A 16,932-nucleotide genomic window follows, 5' to 3' on the forward strand; every position below is an offset into this window, starting at 1 on the left:
AATCTCTCTAACGATGATACAAATCTGACTCTGACGCGGGATGGAGCAGCCCGGTAGCTCGTCAGGCTCATAACCTGAAGGTCGCAGGTTCAAATCCTGCTCCCGCAACCAATCTTTCCAGTCAGATATCAAGCACTTAGCCTCGCAACTCGCGGGGCTTTTTGCATTCCGCCAACACAACTGGAAGCACTGTGGAAGCAAACGGATGCAAAAAAACCTGTAGCAGCTCCGCAACAGGCATAACTTCACCAAAAATACGCATAGGTCGCGACGAAGCCAGCCACCCCGAGCGTAACGCCGAGTTACCGTTCGATAGCATTAATAGAAGGTGAACGACGACTTCCTGATTCGTTAAACTTAAAAATTATATTCTGATGATTGGATGTTTAAATTGGGCTCGTTCATTTCGAACAGAGTCCGCCAGTGTTTCTAGTAAATAGTAAAGGAAGGTTTGTGATGTCCAGAAATACAGTATTCCCGCCCTTTTACAGAAAAACGGAAGTCTTTGAAAACTTGTTTTCCAACACTCTTCCCGAACAAGCGTCGGCAAGAGGGCCTGCTGAAGGGGTGCCAAACAAGCTATTGAACGATGCGCCTTTAAGTTTAGACGAATTTGTGTCTGCAGTGTCAGGCGGCAATGCCAATGAACTGTCTGATCTCGGTCACGACCACGAAGGTTTTGAAGTTGGTCACACAGGAATTTTGGTGCCTGCAAAGGGGCTTTCCGAAGAGCTGTCGAACAATCCATTGAATTTCGAGTCTCTGAGTCATGACGAATTTGTATTTGCTGTGGCGACTGGAAACGAAAACGAACTGCACGATCACAACGAGGACCATGAACACGAAGGTTTTGAAGCTGGTCACAACGGTGTCTTGGCAAGCGGGAAAGTGATCGCGTCAAGTGGACATGTATTTGAAAATGATGAGTTCGCGTTTCAGCGACCGGACGGCGTAGGTGGTGGTCCATTCGGTGGTGGCGGCGGCGGTGGCGGTGGTTCGGGCGATGATGACGACACATCCTCCGGTTACGGTACAAACGATCTGTTCGCGGAATACTTCAGCGGCACCGCGGATGCGAATGGTGTGGATTACTTCAACGTCGAAATCGAGTTTTACGGCGATTGGACCGGTTATGAAGCTTACATGGACGCTTTTGCTCTTTCTGCAGAGTTCATTAGCTCCATCATGACGCAAGGCCTTTGGGATGATCCACAGTCATTCAACACATTTGATCCAACTGGCACCAACATCTTCACTGTCGATGATGTGCTTATTGAAGCGCGCCTGACAGATATTGATGGAGTCGGTAACATCTTGGGTGGCGCGAATGTCTTCTCAGCGCGTGAAGCAACTGCTTTAGATGCCTATACTGCCGTCGTAGGTCTGATGGAGTTCGATACATCGGATGCGCAGGCCCTGTCTACGTACGGAACTTGGGATGACGTGGTGCTGCATGAGATGTTTCATGCGTTGGGCTTCGGCACGCTGTGGGACAATTACTACCCTGACATCATTTCTCAGACGTCAACACAGGTTGCCGGACAAGATACACGTCGTCCAACAGATGATGTGTATGAAACAACTGCCGTATACAACGGTGTCGCTGGGAACGCTGAGTATATAAGCGAAAGTTGGACCGACGGTGACCAAATCATCGTCGAAACAGAGGGTGGTTCTGGTACGGCTTTGGCGCATTGGGATGAAGATGCTCACGGTGATGAGCTCATGACCGGTTATCTCGATACCGTAGAAGGAGCGTATCTTTCTGACTGGTCCATCGCAGCACTTGCTGACATCGGCTACTATGTCGATCAAGACGCTCTGACGGGGGACCACGCGAATGATCTGTCTGATGACATCAATCTTTTGGAGACTCTGGTCGTCGCCAACAACGCGTATGTCCTTTACAATGAAGACGGCACTTTGATTGCCTGATGCACGTTACTTTAGACACCGAGACCGGCGCGTTCCTGCGCCGGTTTTCGTTTGCTTAAAACGAAAAGACAGTTTTTTGACCGCACAGCAGTTATTCAAATAAAATACAGCGCTGCACACGCGGCGAACAGCCGCTACGCAACCTCTCAAGACAACCGATACTTCCCACGCGCCTTGGCAAGCCGTTCTTCGAGTGATGCGGTATGCTCTTCAACGAGCCGAAGCAACACATCAGAATGACTATCCAAAAAGTCACCAAAACTGTCCGCAGAAACTTCCGAGATTGCGGCGCGGGTGACAAACAATCCTGCGAGTTGCGCATCCAGGTCCCGCATCTTGGCGGCACGGTTGGCTTGGATCACATCGCTTGGCAGAACTCCCGCGTAGTTCTGATGGAGGTCATTGCCAACCACGGCTTCAAACTGCCGCCAAAGCTCGTGAGTGGGCCAGCGGGCGCGGTTTCCGTCTGCGGTGGGCATACAGTAGCGAATGCGCCCCAACGCGTCTGTGAAGGCGTCTCCGATGATGTCGCTAACGTCCTGCCAGCTCCGCATCTCAAAGCGGTTGCGGAGTTGTTTGGAACCAAGCCGCATCTCAAAGCGCCAGATTTGGCTTGAGGTCCGGTCGGTCAGATCAAGGGGTGGTTTGTCAATTGCTTCAAGCGCAGCGTTCCAAATCGTCAGCCAACCCATCTTGTTCTGCTGGATCACTTCCGCCCGCTTGTCATAGATCGCCAATTGCCGGTTGGCGACGGCTCCGGCGCGTAGGCCGACAACTCGCGCGCCGCTGGATACCGTGGCGGTTTCATCAACGCCAGTGTATTCTGTGACCTTGGTGCCGGGCGGAACAACCAAGGCTTCACGGTCGGGTTCAAACCAAGGGGCCAGCAAGTCCACTGCGAAGTCAGCCCGCGCGACCCGCAATTGCGTCTCTACATATTTGATCCCAAACGCTTCCATGCAGTCGCGAAAGTGCCGCTCAGCCCCCTCAAGACCGCCTGTAGCAAGGCCAAAGGCGCGGAAGTCGACGGTGATACCGGGATTGTTGGGAATGGGGTCTTGCGGGTCTTGGAACAGCCACACGGCCCCATGGTCGCCTGTATGAGCGGTAAAGCCGCGTGAACCTTTGCTAGTTACATTGAGCGACACGGAGCCAAATTCGAGGACGCAGTCGCCATAGGTTTCTTTGGCATGTTGCTTGGCGGACGCCAGTTCTTCGCGAAAGTCATCTGGGATATCTGCCTGAATGGTGAATCTCAGCCCATCGAAACCGGAATGCAGGATTGTTGCTTCCATTTGCGCTGACCTTCGCTTTCGTATTCGTGGAGGGGGGTGTTACAAGACCCCCCTCTATCGCGGCATGCCCTGCCGCTGGGAGATTTGGCGATGTGAGGGAAAGGAATGCGGGGACTTACGCCCCCTTTGTGCCTCCGGCGGGGCAGCATTTGTTTTGGGGCCGGAGCGGGACCGCTCCGGCGCTGCCATCACTTGGCATTGGTTTGACGGCCAATCCAGATTTCGGCGCGCTCCGCGCATTTCGCAATATTGAGCAAGTCCGAATGGTGGAAGCTGTTCGAATTGCGCCATTCGCCGGTATCGGTTTTGTAGGAGCGGGACATATCGACCGAGTAGAAGCCGTCATTGTCCCAGATGGTGGCGGTGATCAGGCCGATTTTGAATTTCTGTGCAGGCTGGTTTGCCATAGTTCAGTGTCTTTCTATTGATGTTTGGGGAAAGGGGCGCAGGACCGTTTCGCCCGCGCCCCTATAGAGCCAATCCGGCCCCAAAATCCCGTACGGCGCTGCCAACCCCGTACGGGCAAAACTTAGGCTTGCGAGGTGTTACGGCGGCGGCGACCTTCAGCCCAAATACGCAGATCGCGGCGGCGGTAGCGCACCGACCGACCCGGTTTGTAGAAGGAAGGACCAAAGCCCGTGACGCGCCATTTCTGCATGGTCCGCACGCTTTGGCAGAGATAGTCTGCCGCTTCGGTCTCGGTGATAAACCCATCCCAATAGTTGGAAGTGGGGATGGTCTGCTCGGTGGCAGTTGCCTGTTGTTGCATTCTGTTCGACCTTTCAACGTAAGTTGCTATGAGGCGAACATAGGGGTGCTTGGGTGCGATTTTCGAGCGAAAGCGCTGGACGAATTAACCGCGAATTTGAACAACAATTCGTCCAGTAGGCTAAGCGCGCTCACGGATGCAATCTTTTAACTCCCTCATGACGCGCGACGTTGGAATGCTTGGGTCGATACTTCGAAATGCTTCAGCGCAAAAGCGAGCGGCGTTTGTTATCGGCTCGCCCGTCGAAGTAACGTCCCGTGTAAACGCCTGACTGGTCGTTCCATCCCAAAGATCAGCGATGTTACGCATCCATAGCCGCAACCCGTATGAGCGGACTTGTCCGGGTCTTCCTTTCGGGAGATTCGCGCTCTTGCTTGTGGCTGCAATTTCCAATCCTTCGATCACTGAACGCAGCGTTGGAACATCCATAACCACGCATGGGACGCCAATTTCCAGATGCTTCAAAGACACCGCCAGAGAGGGCTCGCTTGGTGCGGCCAATGAACCAGAAATAGCATGTTGCGCATCACTGTCAGCGAGCCTGTCGAGTTCCGACTGTGCTTTCCATGACAACTGGTCAAGTGAAGATTTCAGCCGATTGGCTTGTTTCGCTATGTCCTTCAACTCTCGCGCTACGTCGCTGTTTCGAGGAAGGTTCTCAAACTTCGCAGTTTCCCAGCGGTACATAGCGGCGCTATGTTCAAGTTTTTCCGCGAAAACCCCGATGTTCGCAGGGGCGAGCTCCCCAACTTCACAAAGGTATTGGACGGCGTTGTCGTCGTATGTGTCTTTATAGAACCTTGGGGGAACTACTTGATTGTCGGGTGCGATAAGTATGGGACTGCCTTTTTGATCGTGTTCGAATCTAATAGGGTTCCGATTCTTCAAGTATGGGTTTTCCTTTTACCGATTAAGGTACGCATCGGGCAGGGTATACCCCGGGTAGGGATGAAACCGAGCAACTAATTGGTGAGGAATAATATTTGACTATTCCGAGAAGTTGAGTTGGGGTGTCGCGATAAACGCTGTCGCGGCACCGTAATGTATCGAGCACATCAAGGTCTGAGGCAGCATAAATAAAAAATTGGTATTGAGGTTTGCATGCCCGTTTTTCTTCACGGCTTAGCGTTGCAGTTTTATCGGGGCATTGGGCCGGAAATGCAGTTGATTGCCCCCTTCGGCGACATGAACATTTTCGTTGGTGCCAACAACGCAGGTAAATCAACAGTTCTGAACTTCATTTCTGGGCATTTACTCTCTCGTGACAATTCCGGGCGTTACATTACCAGTCTTTCCCAAGTTGAAGGGTATAGAGGTCAAAGCAGCGGAAATTTATCTTTTGCCTTCGGAAGCCCAAAGGAAGAAGTTCTTAGGGCAGCGGTTGAGGCGTTGGCAAAAAGAGGCCTAGACGCTATTGACCAACAACACTGCGTTAACACGGCAAGGCAACTGGTCAGTGCGTTAGCAGTACACGGCCTCGTTTGGTCTATTCCTCCCTCGCCTTCGCACAATCAAATGTTACCCCTTAAATCGAATGTTCCCGAGCACGCTTATAAGAAAGTTGCAGACCATTGGCTGGATCTAACAGCTAGAGCGTTGACCGGGGGCGCACGCCGCGGGCGCAGTGACTATGCGAAGTCGATGGTTCAGTTCTTTTGTAGTAATGTGAAAACGCCGTCAGCTCCTGTCAGTTTGATTCCCGCCAAGAGAGAACTTGGCCCCAAAACAGATGCATTTGAGGGCTTCGGTGGCAAAGGTTTGATTAACCGGCTGGCTGAGCTTCAAAACCCTAGCTTCGAGAAACTTGAAGACAAAAAACGATTTGAGCAAATCAACGTGTTTCTGCGAGATGTGACAGGCAAGCCTGACGCAGAAATCGAAATCCCACACGACAAAGAACACGTTCACGTCCACATGGACGACAAAATCCTGCCCTTGTCCTCTTTGGGTACCGGCATTCACGAAGTCGTCTTGATCGCATCCTACTGCACGCTTCAAGAGAACGCGATTGTCTGTATCGAAGAACCGGAAATACACCTGCATCCGCTGCTTCAAAGGAAACTCATCGCCTACCTGCGCAAGAACACCAAGAACCAGTACTTCATAGCCACCCACTCGGCGGCGTTCATTGATAGCGCGGATGCGTCGGTATTCCACGTTACCAACGACGGGAACCAAACAAGAGTGCGCAACATTAGCCTCAAAAAGGAGAGGCGACAGTTGTGCAACGACCTTGGTTACAAGGCGTCCGATATTGTCCAGGCAAACGCCGTGATTTGGGTGGAGGGGCCGTCTGACCGTATCTATCTGCGCCACTGGATAAGTGCCGTCGATAGCTCTTTGAAGGAAGGCACGCACTACTCAATCATGTTCTACGGCGGTCGCCTTCTAAGCCACCTGAGTGCTGAGGAAGAAGACGTTGAGGGGTTGATTGATCTGCGGGCATTGAACCGGCACAGCGCCGTCGTGATTGACAGTGATCTTGCCAGCTCTGCCGGGAAAATCCGAGAAACCAAACAGCGCGTCGTTGACGAATTTGCTGACGCGGAAGGCTTGGCTTGGGTGACGGAGGGGCGCGAGATTGAGAACTACGTCGACCACGACGTCTTGCAGTCGGCCGTCCAGAAGGTCCGCCCAACCAGATATTCGAAACCCCATCGGGGAGGAAAATATGACCATGCACTGCATTTCATCAGGAAGCGCACTAAAGGCGAAGCGGATAAAAAGGACGGCGAGTTAGTTTTCAAGGACGTGGACAAAGTGAAGGTCGCCCGCCTGGTGTGCGAAGCACCTGCAAATCTGGAAGTGTTAGACTTGGCAGAACGCGTTGAGGCTCTGGTAGATTTCATAAGAACGGCAAACTGAGCCAAGCCCTACTTTTCTCAGTCCGTGAGTTCGCTTTCGTCACCGTGGATTTCCCTACCCGGGGTATACCCGGCCCCGCCTATACCCCGGGTAGGGAGAAAATCGCTATGTAACGTATCGTATACGTAGACGCCCTACGTAATGTAGCCCGCCTATGTATACGTTTAGGGGGTGGTCGCGCTGAGCGCCTTACCTAACTAGACGCAGCCCATGGTTCGGTTCCTGCGCGCCTACGATTGTATTGAGCCGTGCGGCGTTTTCTTCCGCCGCCTGCCGCACCGGATCATCGGCCAGATGCGCATATCGCATCGTGGTCTGAATCTGGCTGTGGCCCAGCAACCGCCCGACCATCTGAATGGGCATTCCCGACGATACCGCATTTGATGCATAGGTGTGGCGTAGGTCGTGAATGCGGACATCATGCAGACCAGCCCGTTCACGTATACGACGCCATGGCTTTTGCAGGTCGGTGGCGTAGTGGCCGGAGATAGCCCCGGCGATGACATAAGGGTTGTCAGGAAGCCGTGGCAGGGCGCTCAGAACCGCCCGGGCCGCTTGGGGCAGGGGAATGCGCCGCGCACCCGTCTTGGTGTCAGGAAGCTCCATTCCTGCGTCTGTGATGAAGGACCATTGCAGGGTTTGGATTTCACCGAGGCGGCACCCGGTCAGGATCAGCAACCGGAAGGCGGCGACAACAAAGGGCGACTCCGATCCATCGCGTTCCGCTTCTGCCAAGACCTGTCCGAGCCGTTGCAGCTCGTTTTGGCTCAGAAACCGTTCCCGTTTCTCTTCGCTGTATTTTGGGACATGGCGACAGGGGTTTGATCCGTCAGGCCGCAAGCCCCAAATTTCCGCGAGATTGAACATCTTGGACAACACGCCCAATGTCCGGTTGGCTTGATAGGGTTTGTCCCGAAACTTGTGGTGCAGTTCGGCTATGTCTTTTCGCTCTACATCGACCACTTTGAAGCTGCCGATGGCCGGAACGATGAATAGATCAATCGCCCTGCGATACTCCCCTTGGGTGGACGGCTTGCAGCGTTCCTTGACGTGGGTGTCAAAGAACCGCTCACACAAGGCCGCGACCGTGGGCGCGCGGCGATGCTGGGCAATCTCTTCGGCAGGGTTCTCACCCTTAGCCACTCGCCCCATGAGTTCCTTTGCCAGCTTTCGCGCCTCGTCCACGGTGATCTTGCCATGTCGTCCGATGGAAACGCGCCGTGTCCTTCCGCCTTTGCGATACTGAGCTTGATAGGTCTTGGCCCCGGAGGGCATGACGCGGACACCAAACCCGGCAATCTGGCTGTCCCATACGAAGTAGTCTTTCGCCTCAACCGGTAAGGCTTCTACGGCGCGTTTGGTCAGCTTGGGCATCCCTCATCCTTTCTCTGTCATCGCCCCGTGGAAGCATTGTGGAAGCAACTGGAAGCGGTTTATGGCGTATGAGGTAGGAACGGAGCGTGCCGGTCGTCAATAATAAAACAGGGATTACAATAAGATAGGGTAGATCAGCGTTTTCCGGCGTAGTTGGTGCAGGTGGGCGTAAGCTATCTCATAACCTGAAGGTCGCAGGTTCAAATCCTGCTCCCGCAACCAGCGTCAGAAAATCTCAACACAGCCCGTTCAGATTACAATTGATCCACTGGATCAATTGCTTAACGTCTTCACCTCGTCAGGCTCATAACCTGAAGGTCGCAGGTTCAAATCCTGCTCCCGCAACCAGCGTCAGAAAATCTCAACACAGCGGATAACTCGGATTTTGCAGCTCGTGTGAAAAACGGACCGGCTAGTTGCGCATCTGATTTCCGCATCTTGTCTGCGCAGTTGGCTTGAACCACTTCGCTATTCCCCAAAGAATTTAGAGCACGACCTTTTTACTATGTTGCATGACACACAATCGAAAATGAGCATCAGGATCTTCGCAACGTTAGATTGCTTGGCTGAACGGCTATATACTGGAGCCCTGCAAATTTTGAAGTTGCCTCAAACTCCGGCAATCAAAATCGCCTGAGTACGTCGCGACGGATGTTCTAGAGTTTAGTGCCAAAAGACAAATTTTTTCTATGGCATCGGTCGACCGTATTTACTATCACGCGATGGATCGCCGATTATTTGAAGCACTATTGAGGGTGTTGTTGTTTAACAGCCATATTTGAATGGGTAGAGATCGAAAACCGCCGGGGTTAATTCTTCAAAAAGAGATCAAGACTCCATCTAGTTCTATTCCAAAAACCTTTTATTTCCAAAGCTTTAAAAAATCCAGAGATGCCGAAAGATAGTTCAAACCGAAAAATTATGGTGGCGTGTCCTTGCTTAAACGAAGCCCATCGGGTGCAAGAGGCCATCTCCTCTTTGCTTGGCGACAAAGGCGCAGTGGATTATGACATCCTTTTGCTTGATGGGGGCAGTACGGATGGCACGCAAGAAAAGGTACGTGCAGCCTTCGGGGATCGGGTCGAAATCGTACATAATCCCTACCGTTTACAAGCCCATGCCGTGAACATGGCCGCCGGGATCGCAATTGAACGCGGAGCCGAATTTCTAGTGAGGGCTGACCTCCACGCCAAGTACCCCTGCGACTTCATTTCAAAACTATGTGCTACAGCGCATCGGACGGAAGCCAGTAGCGTGGTTGTGTCGATGCGAACGCAAGGTGGAAACAGGGTTCAGAACGCTGCCAAGTTGCTATTCTCTACATGGCTCGGCAATGGAGGTTCGCCCCACCGTACTGAAGGATACAGAGGTTGGGTCGCGCACGGGCACCATGCTCTTTTCAGAGTCGAAGAATTTGCCCGGGTCGGTGGCTATGATCCCGAATTTGCGGCCAATGAAGATGCCGAATTTGATTTGCGCCTTGTCCGAGCGAATGGGCGGATTTTCCTCGAGAGCGACGCAGCTATCGATTATTTTCCGCGCCCCACTTTGCGAAGCACTTTCAAGCAGTTCTTCCGCAATGGGCGATACCGCGTCTGGACAGCAGTTAAGCACAGGGAAAAACTGGGAAAACGGCAGTTGTTGCCTATGGCCATTGCACCGATCCTGATACTCTTCGCCTTGCTTGCTTTGGTCGTGCCTTGGGCGCTGGTAATTCCGATCAGCTACCTCTCGCTTGTCTTCTACCTGGCGTGGAGCGGCGCTCAGAAGGAAACACCCGTTGCACCTTTTTCGGTTTGGGGGCTGGCGGCAATTCTGGCAATTGTAACTCACATTGGGTTTAGTGTCGGTGCGCTGCGCGGCCTACATGACTTGTACCGGGCCGACCGCGCAAAAGCCAAGCGCTTGCAGCAGCGGCAGCACCTCGATTTGAGAGTGGTATTGAAATGACGGCCAACCTTTTTCTTGTAGCAGCGCCAAGATCTGGATCGACCCAATTGTCTGCCTGGATGTCTTCCCACCCGGACGTGGATCTGCCACCCATTAAAGAGCCCAATTACTTTTCTCAGCACGAGTTTCCAGCCGACTACGTCGCCAAGCATCATCTGAACGATGTGGACCCCGCCCGCTACGTGGCACAGAGATCCAGCAAGGTGATGCAGTTTGCGATTTTCCGAGAGCCCCAGCACTATGATTACTTGTTTAAAGGGATGACTGCCCATTGGCGCATGGACGCCTCAACGACTTATCTGCATTGCCCGGAAGCTGCCCGGAAAATTCACGACCACTCTCCCGACGCTAAGGTCATTCTGCTGACCCGGAATCCGATCGCGCGTGCGTTGTCGCATTACCGCCTGGCTACGCGCACCGGCCGCACTACACGGTCTCTGCGCGAGGAAATCGAAGCTGAAGCCAGCGGGGAAACGCCGCTGCCGGGCCGTTTTCTTTTACGCCAAAGCCGTTACGATGACGCCGTTGCCCGGTATCGTGATGTCTTTGATCAGGAGAATCTGCTGGAAATCGCTTTTGAGGATTTAGTCGCGGATGTGGACGCCACGTTGGCGCGGGTCGCTGTCTTTCTGGATATTGACCCCGGAAAATTCGACACAACCGTCGACAGCCAGAACGCAGGCGACGCGCCGCGGTTCAAGGCTCTGAACGCCTTCCTGATGACCTCGGGCATAAAGACCCATCTGCGTCAATTGCTGCCCATCAGTTTGAAGCGCAAATTGAAAGCGGTGTATTTTAAACCCAATACCGAACACTTCAGCGACGCGGACAAGGCGTTGCTGCGCCAGTATCTGGAGTAGGGCCAAGCCCTTCAACGCCGTAATACGGGCTTCGGGCGGGTGCCCGGATCACCGCCATCCAGTTCAAGTCTGCTCGTACACGGAGAGCAGGCGATCCAGATGACGCTCCATCGTCAGCGGATCGCTCCAGTAGCGATCATAGGCTGTTTGCCCCAACCGGGCGGCGTATTCAGCCGAGGACAGGCGGGCAAGAGCGTCCTGAAACCCGCCTTTTTCATCCAGCGAGCGGATGTGCAGACCGGTTTCCTCATGTGCGACGCTCTCGCGCGACGCGCACCAGTCACCGCAAATCACAGGGATACCAAGCGCTTGCGCCTCGATCGGGACCAGCGGTTGGCATTCATACCATTTGCTGGGGAAAACTAGCGCCCGGGCACGGTGCAGATGCTCCATGACTTCATTGGGATTTTGCCAACCCAGAATGGTTGCCGAGGGGTTAGCCGCTTCGATGGCGCCGCGCAGCGGCCCGTCGCCGACAAACACCGCCGGAATGCCTGCGTCGCGAGCTGCCAGTGCAAACTCCAAGGCCCCCTTGGTTTCCACAAGCCTGCCGACAAAGTAGAAATCTTTGTTTTCGGCCACCTGAACCGGCGCACGCTTTTGGCTTACAGCAGGGTTGGCGACCTGTCGAAAGGCGGTTGAAGCTGGGAAATAGGGCTGCATGACCTCTTTCTGCAGCTCGCTGATGTAGATTATGTTCTTGACCCGGGCCGGTAGGCCGCCACGACCCTTTTGCACCGCCTGCCTAAGCACCCTGTAGGCTTTATGGGCCGGATGCCGGACATCGCAGTTCGTGGTCAGGCACCCGGAGCCCAGGGCCGGGCTGCGGCAAATCTCATTGGACTGATAATCGTAGAACCCACCGTTTGGACAGGCAAAGAAATACTCGTGAATCGTGAAGACGTGCCGAACGTCCGGAGCTGTCACAACTGGCCCAATGGCGCTTGACAGGCTTTTGGTCCAGCCATGTACGTGCACAACAGTTGTACTCAGATCGTCGGTGTCACGAATAACCCGATCGAGTTCGCGCGCTGCAGCCTTATTCCAAAGCCCGGTTGCTGCCGCGCGGAGTTTGGAGCTGTCTGATCCGATGTCCTGCACGCCTAGGCAGGTGACGCTGATCCCGGCCTGTTCAAGACGGAGATCCACAGGGGCTACCCCGCAGAAAAAAACTACTTCCTTGCCCGCTTCTCTTAGCGCCAAGGCGCTCTCGATGCATACTTTTTCAAGCCCGCCGCGGATGTCACCGTAGTCCATTACCAGGACGACACGCTTGGTACGGTCTGACATTTTTTCAACCCTTCATCGGAAGTTGTGGGGGCGGAAGTGCAAAACCCAATAGGCTTGGGTCGATTCCAATCCTGCGCCGGCACAGTACCCAAGCATGGACATTCCAGGAAATCGTAGTCAAGGCCACAGTCCAAGCCGCGCCCAGCGTGCCAAAGACCCAGACCACTGGGATCAATACTGCTAAGCCGATGGCATTCCAGATCAGTGAAAGACGTGCAAAGGGTTTTTCCTGCCCAGCCATCTGCATCAGGATTCCGTTGAGTCCTCCCGCAGCGCTGACGGCAAATCCCAAAGAAAGAACCAGAAGTTCAGGCTTGGCAACGGCGTAGTCCGGACCAAACAGGCTTAAAGCCGCTCCGCCAAAGGTCCAGAAAGCTACCAGACCCAAAGCGGCAAACCCCCCGGCTGCGGCCGAGACGGACTGACAGATCTTGCGCACTGTCTCATGTTCGCCCTCAGAATAGGCGCGCGAAATTAGGGGTGTAGCGGCAAGGTTGGCAGCCAAAAGCAACAGGGTCATCAATTGAGCCGTCTTGAGCGCCGCGAAAAATGGCGCTGTTTGTTCCGGGGACATGACCACGCCGATTGCAACCACGGCTAGGTTGGGGCCCGAAATGATCACCACCGAGGCCAGCCAAAAGCTCTTGGTCATGCCCCACCACTCTCGCTTCTGCGATGGGTGACGGTCTTTGAAAACCTCAGTGTATTTTGTGGCTGCATCAAAACGAGCCTGCACAATTAGCCAAAACACCAGTGACCCGGTACAGAGCAGAATGGCCCATGCGGGCTCGAGCGGGGGCAAGACACCCAGTATAATCAGACCCGTCACGCTGATTACGCTGAGCCGCCATAAAATGTCTCGGGGCGCAAGCGCGCCAACGACCTTGTTTTGCGCTCTCAACACACTCGATTGGAACTCGGCAAAGGCAATGGGCAGGATCAAGAGCGCCGCCGCAAGCATTGACAGGCTATCCTCAGTCGTCATGCCATAGGCTGCTAAGGCTAGGGAAAGTAAAAGACCGGCCCCCAAAACATTGCGCACCCCATAGGAAATTGCCGCTTTGCGCACAGATTCTTGCCCTGGACTGGTGTTGGCGGGTAACGTGCGCAGAACGAGTTGGTTCTGTCCCATGAGCGCAATTTGTCCGAGAGTCAAAGCTGCGGAAAAACCAAACGCGAAGATGCCGTACCCTTCAACATCCATGGCGCGTGCCAAGGCGATCAGCATAAGATAATTCAAAGGCGCACTGGCCAGCTTGATGAGCAGAGCGAAGAATGTGACTCTGAAGAGATTGCTGTGCAAATTCATGTTTTTATTGTTAAATTTCCCAATCAAGCCTGCTAAGATCATTTGAAAAAACGATAAACAGGATCAACAACGAGGCTTAGATTTTGGTTCTGTGAGCAGGTGCCTGCCATTTTTCAGGTTTGTCTCAATGTTTTGAAAGTTGTTCAGTAGGCTATGCGGATGGCAAATCTGCTACGGCTTCTACTTAACATTCGCATCAAAGTACAGGCTACCGAGAGCCCAATTCTTGGGCAAAGCGCACTGTAAGTCTCGCAGTTGCATAGGTGGGGTCAAGTTGTTGTTTTTAGTTCATTTCTTTATAAGTTGTGAGTGTCAATCACTCCTGAAGAAGAGCTATGCTCAACCAGTTTAAACGGTGATAATGCATATCCCGTGCAGAGTAGCATTCTCGTCAGAAAAGACAGTGAAATGACCATAGTTTCGCCTCGCAACATTGAGTATTATTCAACTTCGCCGTTACGGTATTTTTGTCTGTCACCACAATGGTGATATTGAATTGAATTATTCTTGACAGTGTGATTTTGATTAAGGTGTATTTTTTAAACCTTGGAATAGATTTTTTGGGTATACCTATTTTAAATTCACTATTGCGTTTCTAACTCAAATGCGGGATTTGTGGCGATACAAATATCGGTTTTTTTTCTTTTGGCGCGTTGTTTCCAGCGCTAATTTATACGGATATCGGAATATACCCTTGGCCCTTCGGTGCAAAGTGTTGTCATAAGAGTTGTTCCGCAATACTTCATTTATGAGCCTTTTGTTTGGTATTTGTCTGCATGTTGAAATAATCTATGGAATGAAGTCGCAATCGACCCCCAGAAACCGGCCGGTTTTTGGGCATCTCGGCAAGGCGATCCTTTCCTATTCTGATTGGGGGTTGTGCAATTATTTTATTAATATAATCCTAGGCCAGCTTGGACCTAATAACGACACCCAGAATATTAATTGAGAAAAAGCTGTCTGAAGCTGCGGGGCCGCGATTTAGCGTCTTCAAAGGGGTGTTTTTTTGCTGTTTGGCTTCGCTTCAATTGCGGGGCATAATGTCCGTAATGATCCACATCCCGGAAATAGGAGCATACTCCTGGGGCTATTCATAGTCATGGTTCTGACTCTGTTTGCCTTTTTGAATCCAGTAAACTCCGCACGGTGGCGTTTGTGTCGCGAAAGCTTTGGGCAAATAAACCTGAACTCTCTGCAACGATCCCGTACTTTGCTTCTGTTGTTATCGCTGGGAGTGTGTTGTTCATCGCCCGTGGATCGCTCCAAAGTGTAGCAGAGTTCATCCGGCAAATCATGCCGACCGTACTGCTTTGTCGTAAAAGGACTCCAAGGAGCTATGTGCCTAGCAAAGTTGTCTAAGCTGCGGCCGCCGTCGTCGCAACAAAGACCGCAAGCAAAGCTGACTTCACATTCGGATTGATTCGTTTCTAACGCTAATGCACCCAATTTACGTTATTGGAGGGCGCTACAGCTTCCGTCCAACCGTCTCATGCAATCAGAAGATGTTTTAGGTGCTTCCGCCGCAGAATCGGCCACCACCCTTCACCGATACTTTGACCTTCGAGCCTGTCCTGACTCTCATCATCATAGGTGAGTGTCACATCGAATGTGCCATTGATACCACTAAGGCCAGCAACATCCGCACCACGTGTCGAAGCGCCACCATAGGTGAAGATATTTGTTGTCGCTTCCGAGCCGATCTCGACCTGAGCTCCCCAGATCTCGACATCGATCTCCGCACTTGAATTTTCGCTGAGGACAAAGACCCGATCCTGCGCATTCGGCAGAGTTTCTGTATAAGTAAACCGCTGCCAGACCGTTGTAACATTGATAGTTTTTGCGTTTCCATCGGATTGACCGAAACGCATCTCCACAGGTGCGCTGGCCCGTAACCAGATACTGACGGTTGATGTGCCCGTGAAACCTTCGTCTTTTGCTATGAGGCCACCTCGCAAACTGTCCGGCCCGCCGGTCGTGTCAGCACAATTCCAACCCATCCCCGTGTTGCTGCCATCCGGTGCGGCCAGGCCGGTAGAAAAGTTGGGCTTGGACCAATGGCCAAACCAGCCCTGACTGTTGAAGTCGTTCGAAAAGCTTAGAAGGTTTGTGGCTTCGGGTTCGAACAAGACGCCGCGAAATACACCGGATCCCAAAACGTGATCGCGTCGAAGTACATCGACGGCAGCCGTTTCAATCTCGCCTGATTCACCTACCCGTATGCCAGATGTCGCACGTGAAAAATTCAAGATTGACCCCAACTCAATGGGTGCGCCGGATCTACGATAAACCTGTCTCGCGAAGTCGAGCGATAAAACGGCCTTCGCTTTCCGGCGGTTTTGTCTGGAAGTAACGGAACAATCTCGCGTCAGTTTCATGACAGCACCATCGAATGAATGCCTGACGCCGTGGTTCCTGTTGCATGCACACGTTTGGCACCAACCGGCAGGATTGAAAAATCATCTACTTCAACGGAGCGTTTTTCACCCCGTACAGTGGTGATGACCAATGTACCGCCCGTTTCAACGTATAGGCTAATGGCAACTTTTGGCAGATCGTTAGTGTCAGACGGTGTGACAGGCAATATATCCTGTGCAGGACCAGAAAGACTGGAAACACGGTTGGTGAATGGACTCTTATTCATAGCCAAAGCCTCGTTCTGTGTGTCAGGCTTGCGATTAATGACTCGTGGATTTTAAGGATAGGAAACCTCAGGGTACGTTGCCCCCAATCGCGCACGCGCATTTTGGCGAGGAGGCTAAAAACGAATTTTGATTACGTATAGTATCTGGTGTTTGTTGGGTGCAGCGCCGACTGACGACTAGGAAAACAGCGGCAAAACTGTTCCGGACACTGAGCAGTTTGGGCTTTTTGGGGGATACGGGAACATCTAATTTAGTTACTGTCCGGTCGTTCGCGTGATGCAAGCTCCCAAACAAGTGGGACAACATGAGCAGACGCTTCGGTTTGACTAAGGAACTGATGTCGGTTTTTTGGAGATACTTGCCTAAGATCCATGGCAGTTACTAAATACGAACCACGCGCAAACACCAGCAGATTCAGCGCGACGTAGACAAGTGCGCGAAATATTCGATTCCTGTAGCGCATTGTTGTCAGAACCAAAGAGGGCGGCCAGTGAAGGACGACACTGGCCGGCCAGCTTAGAAAGAGCGGGCTGTCCTTTATCCTAGTAAAAGGTCTACGAGGTCGCTGGGTGCTTGTAACATCAGATCGTCCAGTGGTTTGTAATAAAGACTAACCCAATTTCAAAAAACTCAAGCCGTTCCA

The 16,932-nt window shown here is 52.7% G+C and carries 13 protein-coding genes and 1 tRNA gene; 5 read left to right on the plus strand and 9 right to left on the minus strand.

The window, feature by feature from the left end:
* Positions 1-34: 34 nt before the first annotated feature.
* Both ABLN94_RS11950 and ABLN94_RS11955 read left to right on the plus strand, forming a co-directional pair.
* Positions 35-111: transfer RNA gene (locus ABLN94_RS11950), tRNA-Met, on the plus strand.
* 345 nt (positions 112-456) lie between these two features.
* Positions 457-1,935, plus strand: coding sequence for a leishmanolysin-related zinc metalloendopeptidase (locus tag ABLN94_RS11955; protein ID WP_352992633.1), 1,479 nt, complete (start codon positions 457-459; stop codon positions 1,933-1,935).
* Positions 1,936-2,081: 146 nt separating this feature from the next.
* Here ABLN94_RS11955 and ABLN94_RS11960 read toward each other — a convergent pair whose 3' ends face one another.
* From ABLN94_RS11960 to ABLN94_RS11975, 4 genes are all read right to left on the minus strand, one after another.
* On the minus strand, positions 2,082-3,230 hold the full coding sequence (locus tag ABLN94_RS11960; RefSeq protein ID WP_352992634.1) for a hypothetical protein: 1,149 nt from the start codon (positions 3,228-3,230) through the stop codon (positions 2,082-2,084).
* A gap of 188 nt (positions 3,231-3,418) precedes the next feature.
* On the minus strand, positions 3,419-3,637 hold the full coding sequence (locus ABLN94_RS11965; RefSeq protein WP_352992635.1) for a hypothetical protein: 219 nt from the start codon (positions 3,635-3,637) through the stop codon (positions 3,419-3,421).
* A 122-nt stretch (positions 3,638-3,759) separates the two neighbouring features.
* Positions 3,760-3,999, minus strand: a complete 240-nt coding sequence (locus ABLN94_RS11970; protein ID WP_352992636.1) for a helix-turn-helix domain-containing protein — start codon at positions 3,997-3,999, stop codon at positions 3,760-3,762.
* Between the two features lie 120 nt (positions 4,000-4,119).
* Positions 4,120-4,887 (minus strand): hypothetical protein, encoded by a 768-nt coding sequence (locus tag ABLN94_RS11975; RefSeq protein ID WP_352992637.1) that lies wholly within the window; start codon positions 4,885-4,887, stop codon positions 4,120-4,122.
* Between the two features lie 213 nt (positions 4,888-5,100).
* On the opposite strand from ABLN94_RS11975, the gene ABLN94_RS11980 reads away from it, so the two are divergent.
* Positions 5,101-6,864 (plus strand): AAA family ATPase, encoded by a 1,764-nt coding sequence (locus tag ABLN94_RS11980; protein ID WP_352992639.1) that lies wholly within the window; start codon positions 5,101-5,103, stop codon positions 6,862-6,864.
* 189 nt (positions 6,865-7,053) lie between these two features.
* Here ABLN94_RS11980 and ABLN94_RS11985 read toward each other — a convergent pair whose 3' ends face one another.
* Complete coding sequence (locus ABLN94_RS11985) at positions 7,054-8,238, minus strand: tyrosine-type recombinase/integrase (protein WP_352992641.1); 1,185 nt, start codon at positions 8,236-8,238, stop codon at positions 7,054-7,056.
* Between the two features lie 891 nt (positions 8,239-9,129).
* On the opposite strand from ABLN94_RS11985, the gene ABLN94_RS11990 reads away from it, so the two are divergent.
* Both ABLN94_RS11990 and ABLN94_RS11995 read left to right on the plus strand, forming a co-directional pair.
* Positions 9,130-10,188 (plus strand): glycosyltransferase, encoded by a 1,059-nt coding sequence (locus ABLN94_RS11990; protein WP_352992643.1) that lies wholly within the window; start codon positions 9,130-9,132, stop codon positions 10,186-10,188.
* A complete protein-coding gene (locus ABLN94_RS11995) occupies positions 10,185-11,048 on the plus strand; it encodes a sulfotransferase family protein (protein ID WP_352992645.1) in 864 nt (287 codons plus the stop codon). Before ABLN94_RS11990 ends, ABLN94_RS11995 begins: the two co-directional genes overlap by 4 nt.
* Before the next feature lie 63 nt (positions 11,049-11,111).
* On the opposite strand, the gene ABLN94_RS12000 is transcribed toward ABLN94_RS11995, so the two are convergent.
* From ABLN94_RS12000 to ABLN94_RS12015, 4 genes are all read right to left on the minus strand, one after another.
* Positions 11,112-12,338: a glycosyltransferase family 4 protein gene (locus ABLN94_RS12000; RefSeq protein ID WP_352992647.1), complete on the minus strand. Its 1,227-nt coding sequence runs from the start codon at positions 12,336-12,338 to the stop codon at positions 11,112-11,114.
* A 4-nt stretch (positions 12,339-12,342) separates the two neighbouring features.
* Entirely contained in the window at positions 12,343-13,647 is a 1,305-nt protein-coding gene (locus tag ABLN94_RS12005; RefSeq protein WP_352992648.1) for a lipopolysaccharide biosynthesis protein, read from the minus strand.
* 1,487 nt (positions 13,648-15,134) lie between these two features.
* On the minus strand, positions 15,135-16,022 hold the full coding sequence (locus ABLN94_RS12010) for a phage head spike fiber domain-containing protein (RefSeq protein WP_352992650.1): 888 nt from the start codon (positions 16,020-16,022) through the stop codon (positions 15,135-15,137).
* Positions 16,019-16,288, minus strand: coding sequence for a spike base protein, RCAP_Rcc01079 family (locus ABLN94_RS12015; protein ID WP_352992652.1), 270 nt, complete (start codon positions 16,286-16,288; stop codon positions 16,019-16,021). Before ABLN94_RS12015 ends, ABLN94_RS12010 begins: the two co-directional genes overlap by 4 nt.
* Positions 16,289-16,932: the final 644 nt, after the last annotated feature.

This window comes from Ruegeria sp. SCP11 (assembly GCF_040329455.1).
Taxonomy (GTDB): domain Bacteria; phylum Pseudomonadota; class Alphaproteobacteria; order Rhodobacterales; family Rhodobacteraceae; genus Ruegeria; species Ruegeria atlantica_E.

Bases quoted from the DNA above. Each gene is read 5' to 3' on its own strand.
- ABLN94_RS11955 (WP_352992633.1), top strand. From the start codon at position 457: ATGTCCAGAAATACAGTATTCCCGCCCTTTTACAGAAAAACGGAAGTC.
- ABLN94_RS11960 (WP_352992634.1), bottom strand. From the start codon at position 3,230: ATGGAAGCAACAATCCTGCATTCCGGTTTCGATGGGCTGAGATTCACC.
- ABLN94_RS11965 (WP_352992635.1), bottom strand. From the start codon at position 3,637: ATGGCAAACCAGCCTGCACAGAAATTCAAAATCGGCCTGATCACCGCC.
- ABLN94_RS11970 (WP_352992636.1), bottom strand. From the start codon at position 3,999: ATGCAACAACAGGCAACTGCCACCGAGCAGACCATCCCCACTTCCAAC.
- ABLN94_RS11980 (WP_352992639.1), top strand. From the start codon at position 5,101: ATGCCCGTTTTTCTTCACGGCTTAGCGTTGCAGTTTTATCGGGGCATT.
- ABLN94_RS11985 (WP_352992641.1), bottom strand. From the start codon at position 8,238: ATGCCCAAGCTGACCAAACGCGCCGTAGAAGCCTTACCGGTTGAGGCG.
- ABLN94_RS11990 (WP_352992643.1), top strand. From the start codon at position 9,130: ATGCCGAAAGATAGTTCAAACCGAAAAATTATGGTGGCGTGTCCTTGC.
- ABLN94_RS11995 (WP_352992645.1), top strand. From the start codon at position 10,185: ATGACGGCCAACCTTTTTCTTGTAGCAGCGCCAAGATCTGGATCGACC.
- ABLN94_RS12000 (WP_352992647.1), bottom strand. From the start codon at position 12,338: ATGTCAGACCGTACCAAGCGTGTCGTCCTGGTAATGGACTACGGTGAC.
- ABLN94_RS12005 (WP_352992648.1), bottom strand. From the start codon at position 13,647: ATGAATTTGCACAGCAATCTCTTCAGAGTCACATTCTTCGCTCTGCTC.
- ABLN94_RS12010 (WP_352992650.1), bottom strand. From the start codon at position 16,022: ATGAAACTGACGCGAGATTGTTCCGTTACTTCCAGACAAAACCGCCGG.
- ABLN94_RS12015 (WP_352992652.1), bottom strand. From the start codon at position 16,288: ATGAATAAGAGTCCATTCACCAACCGTGTTTCCAGTCTTTCTGGTCCT.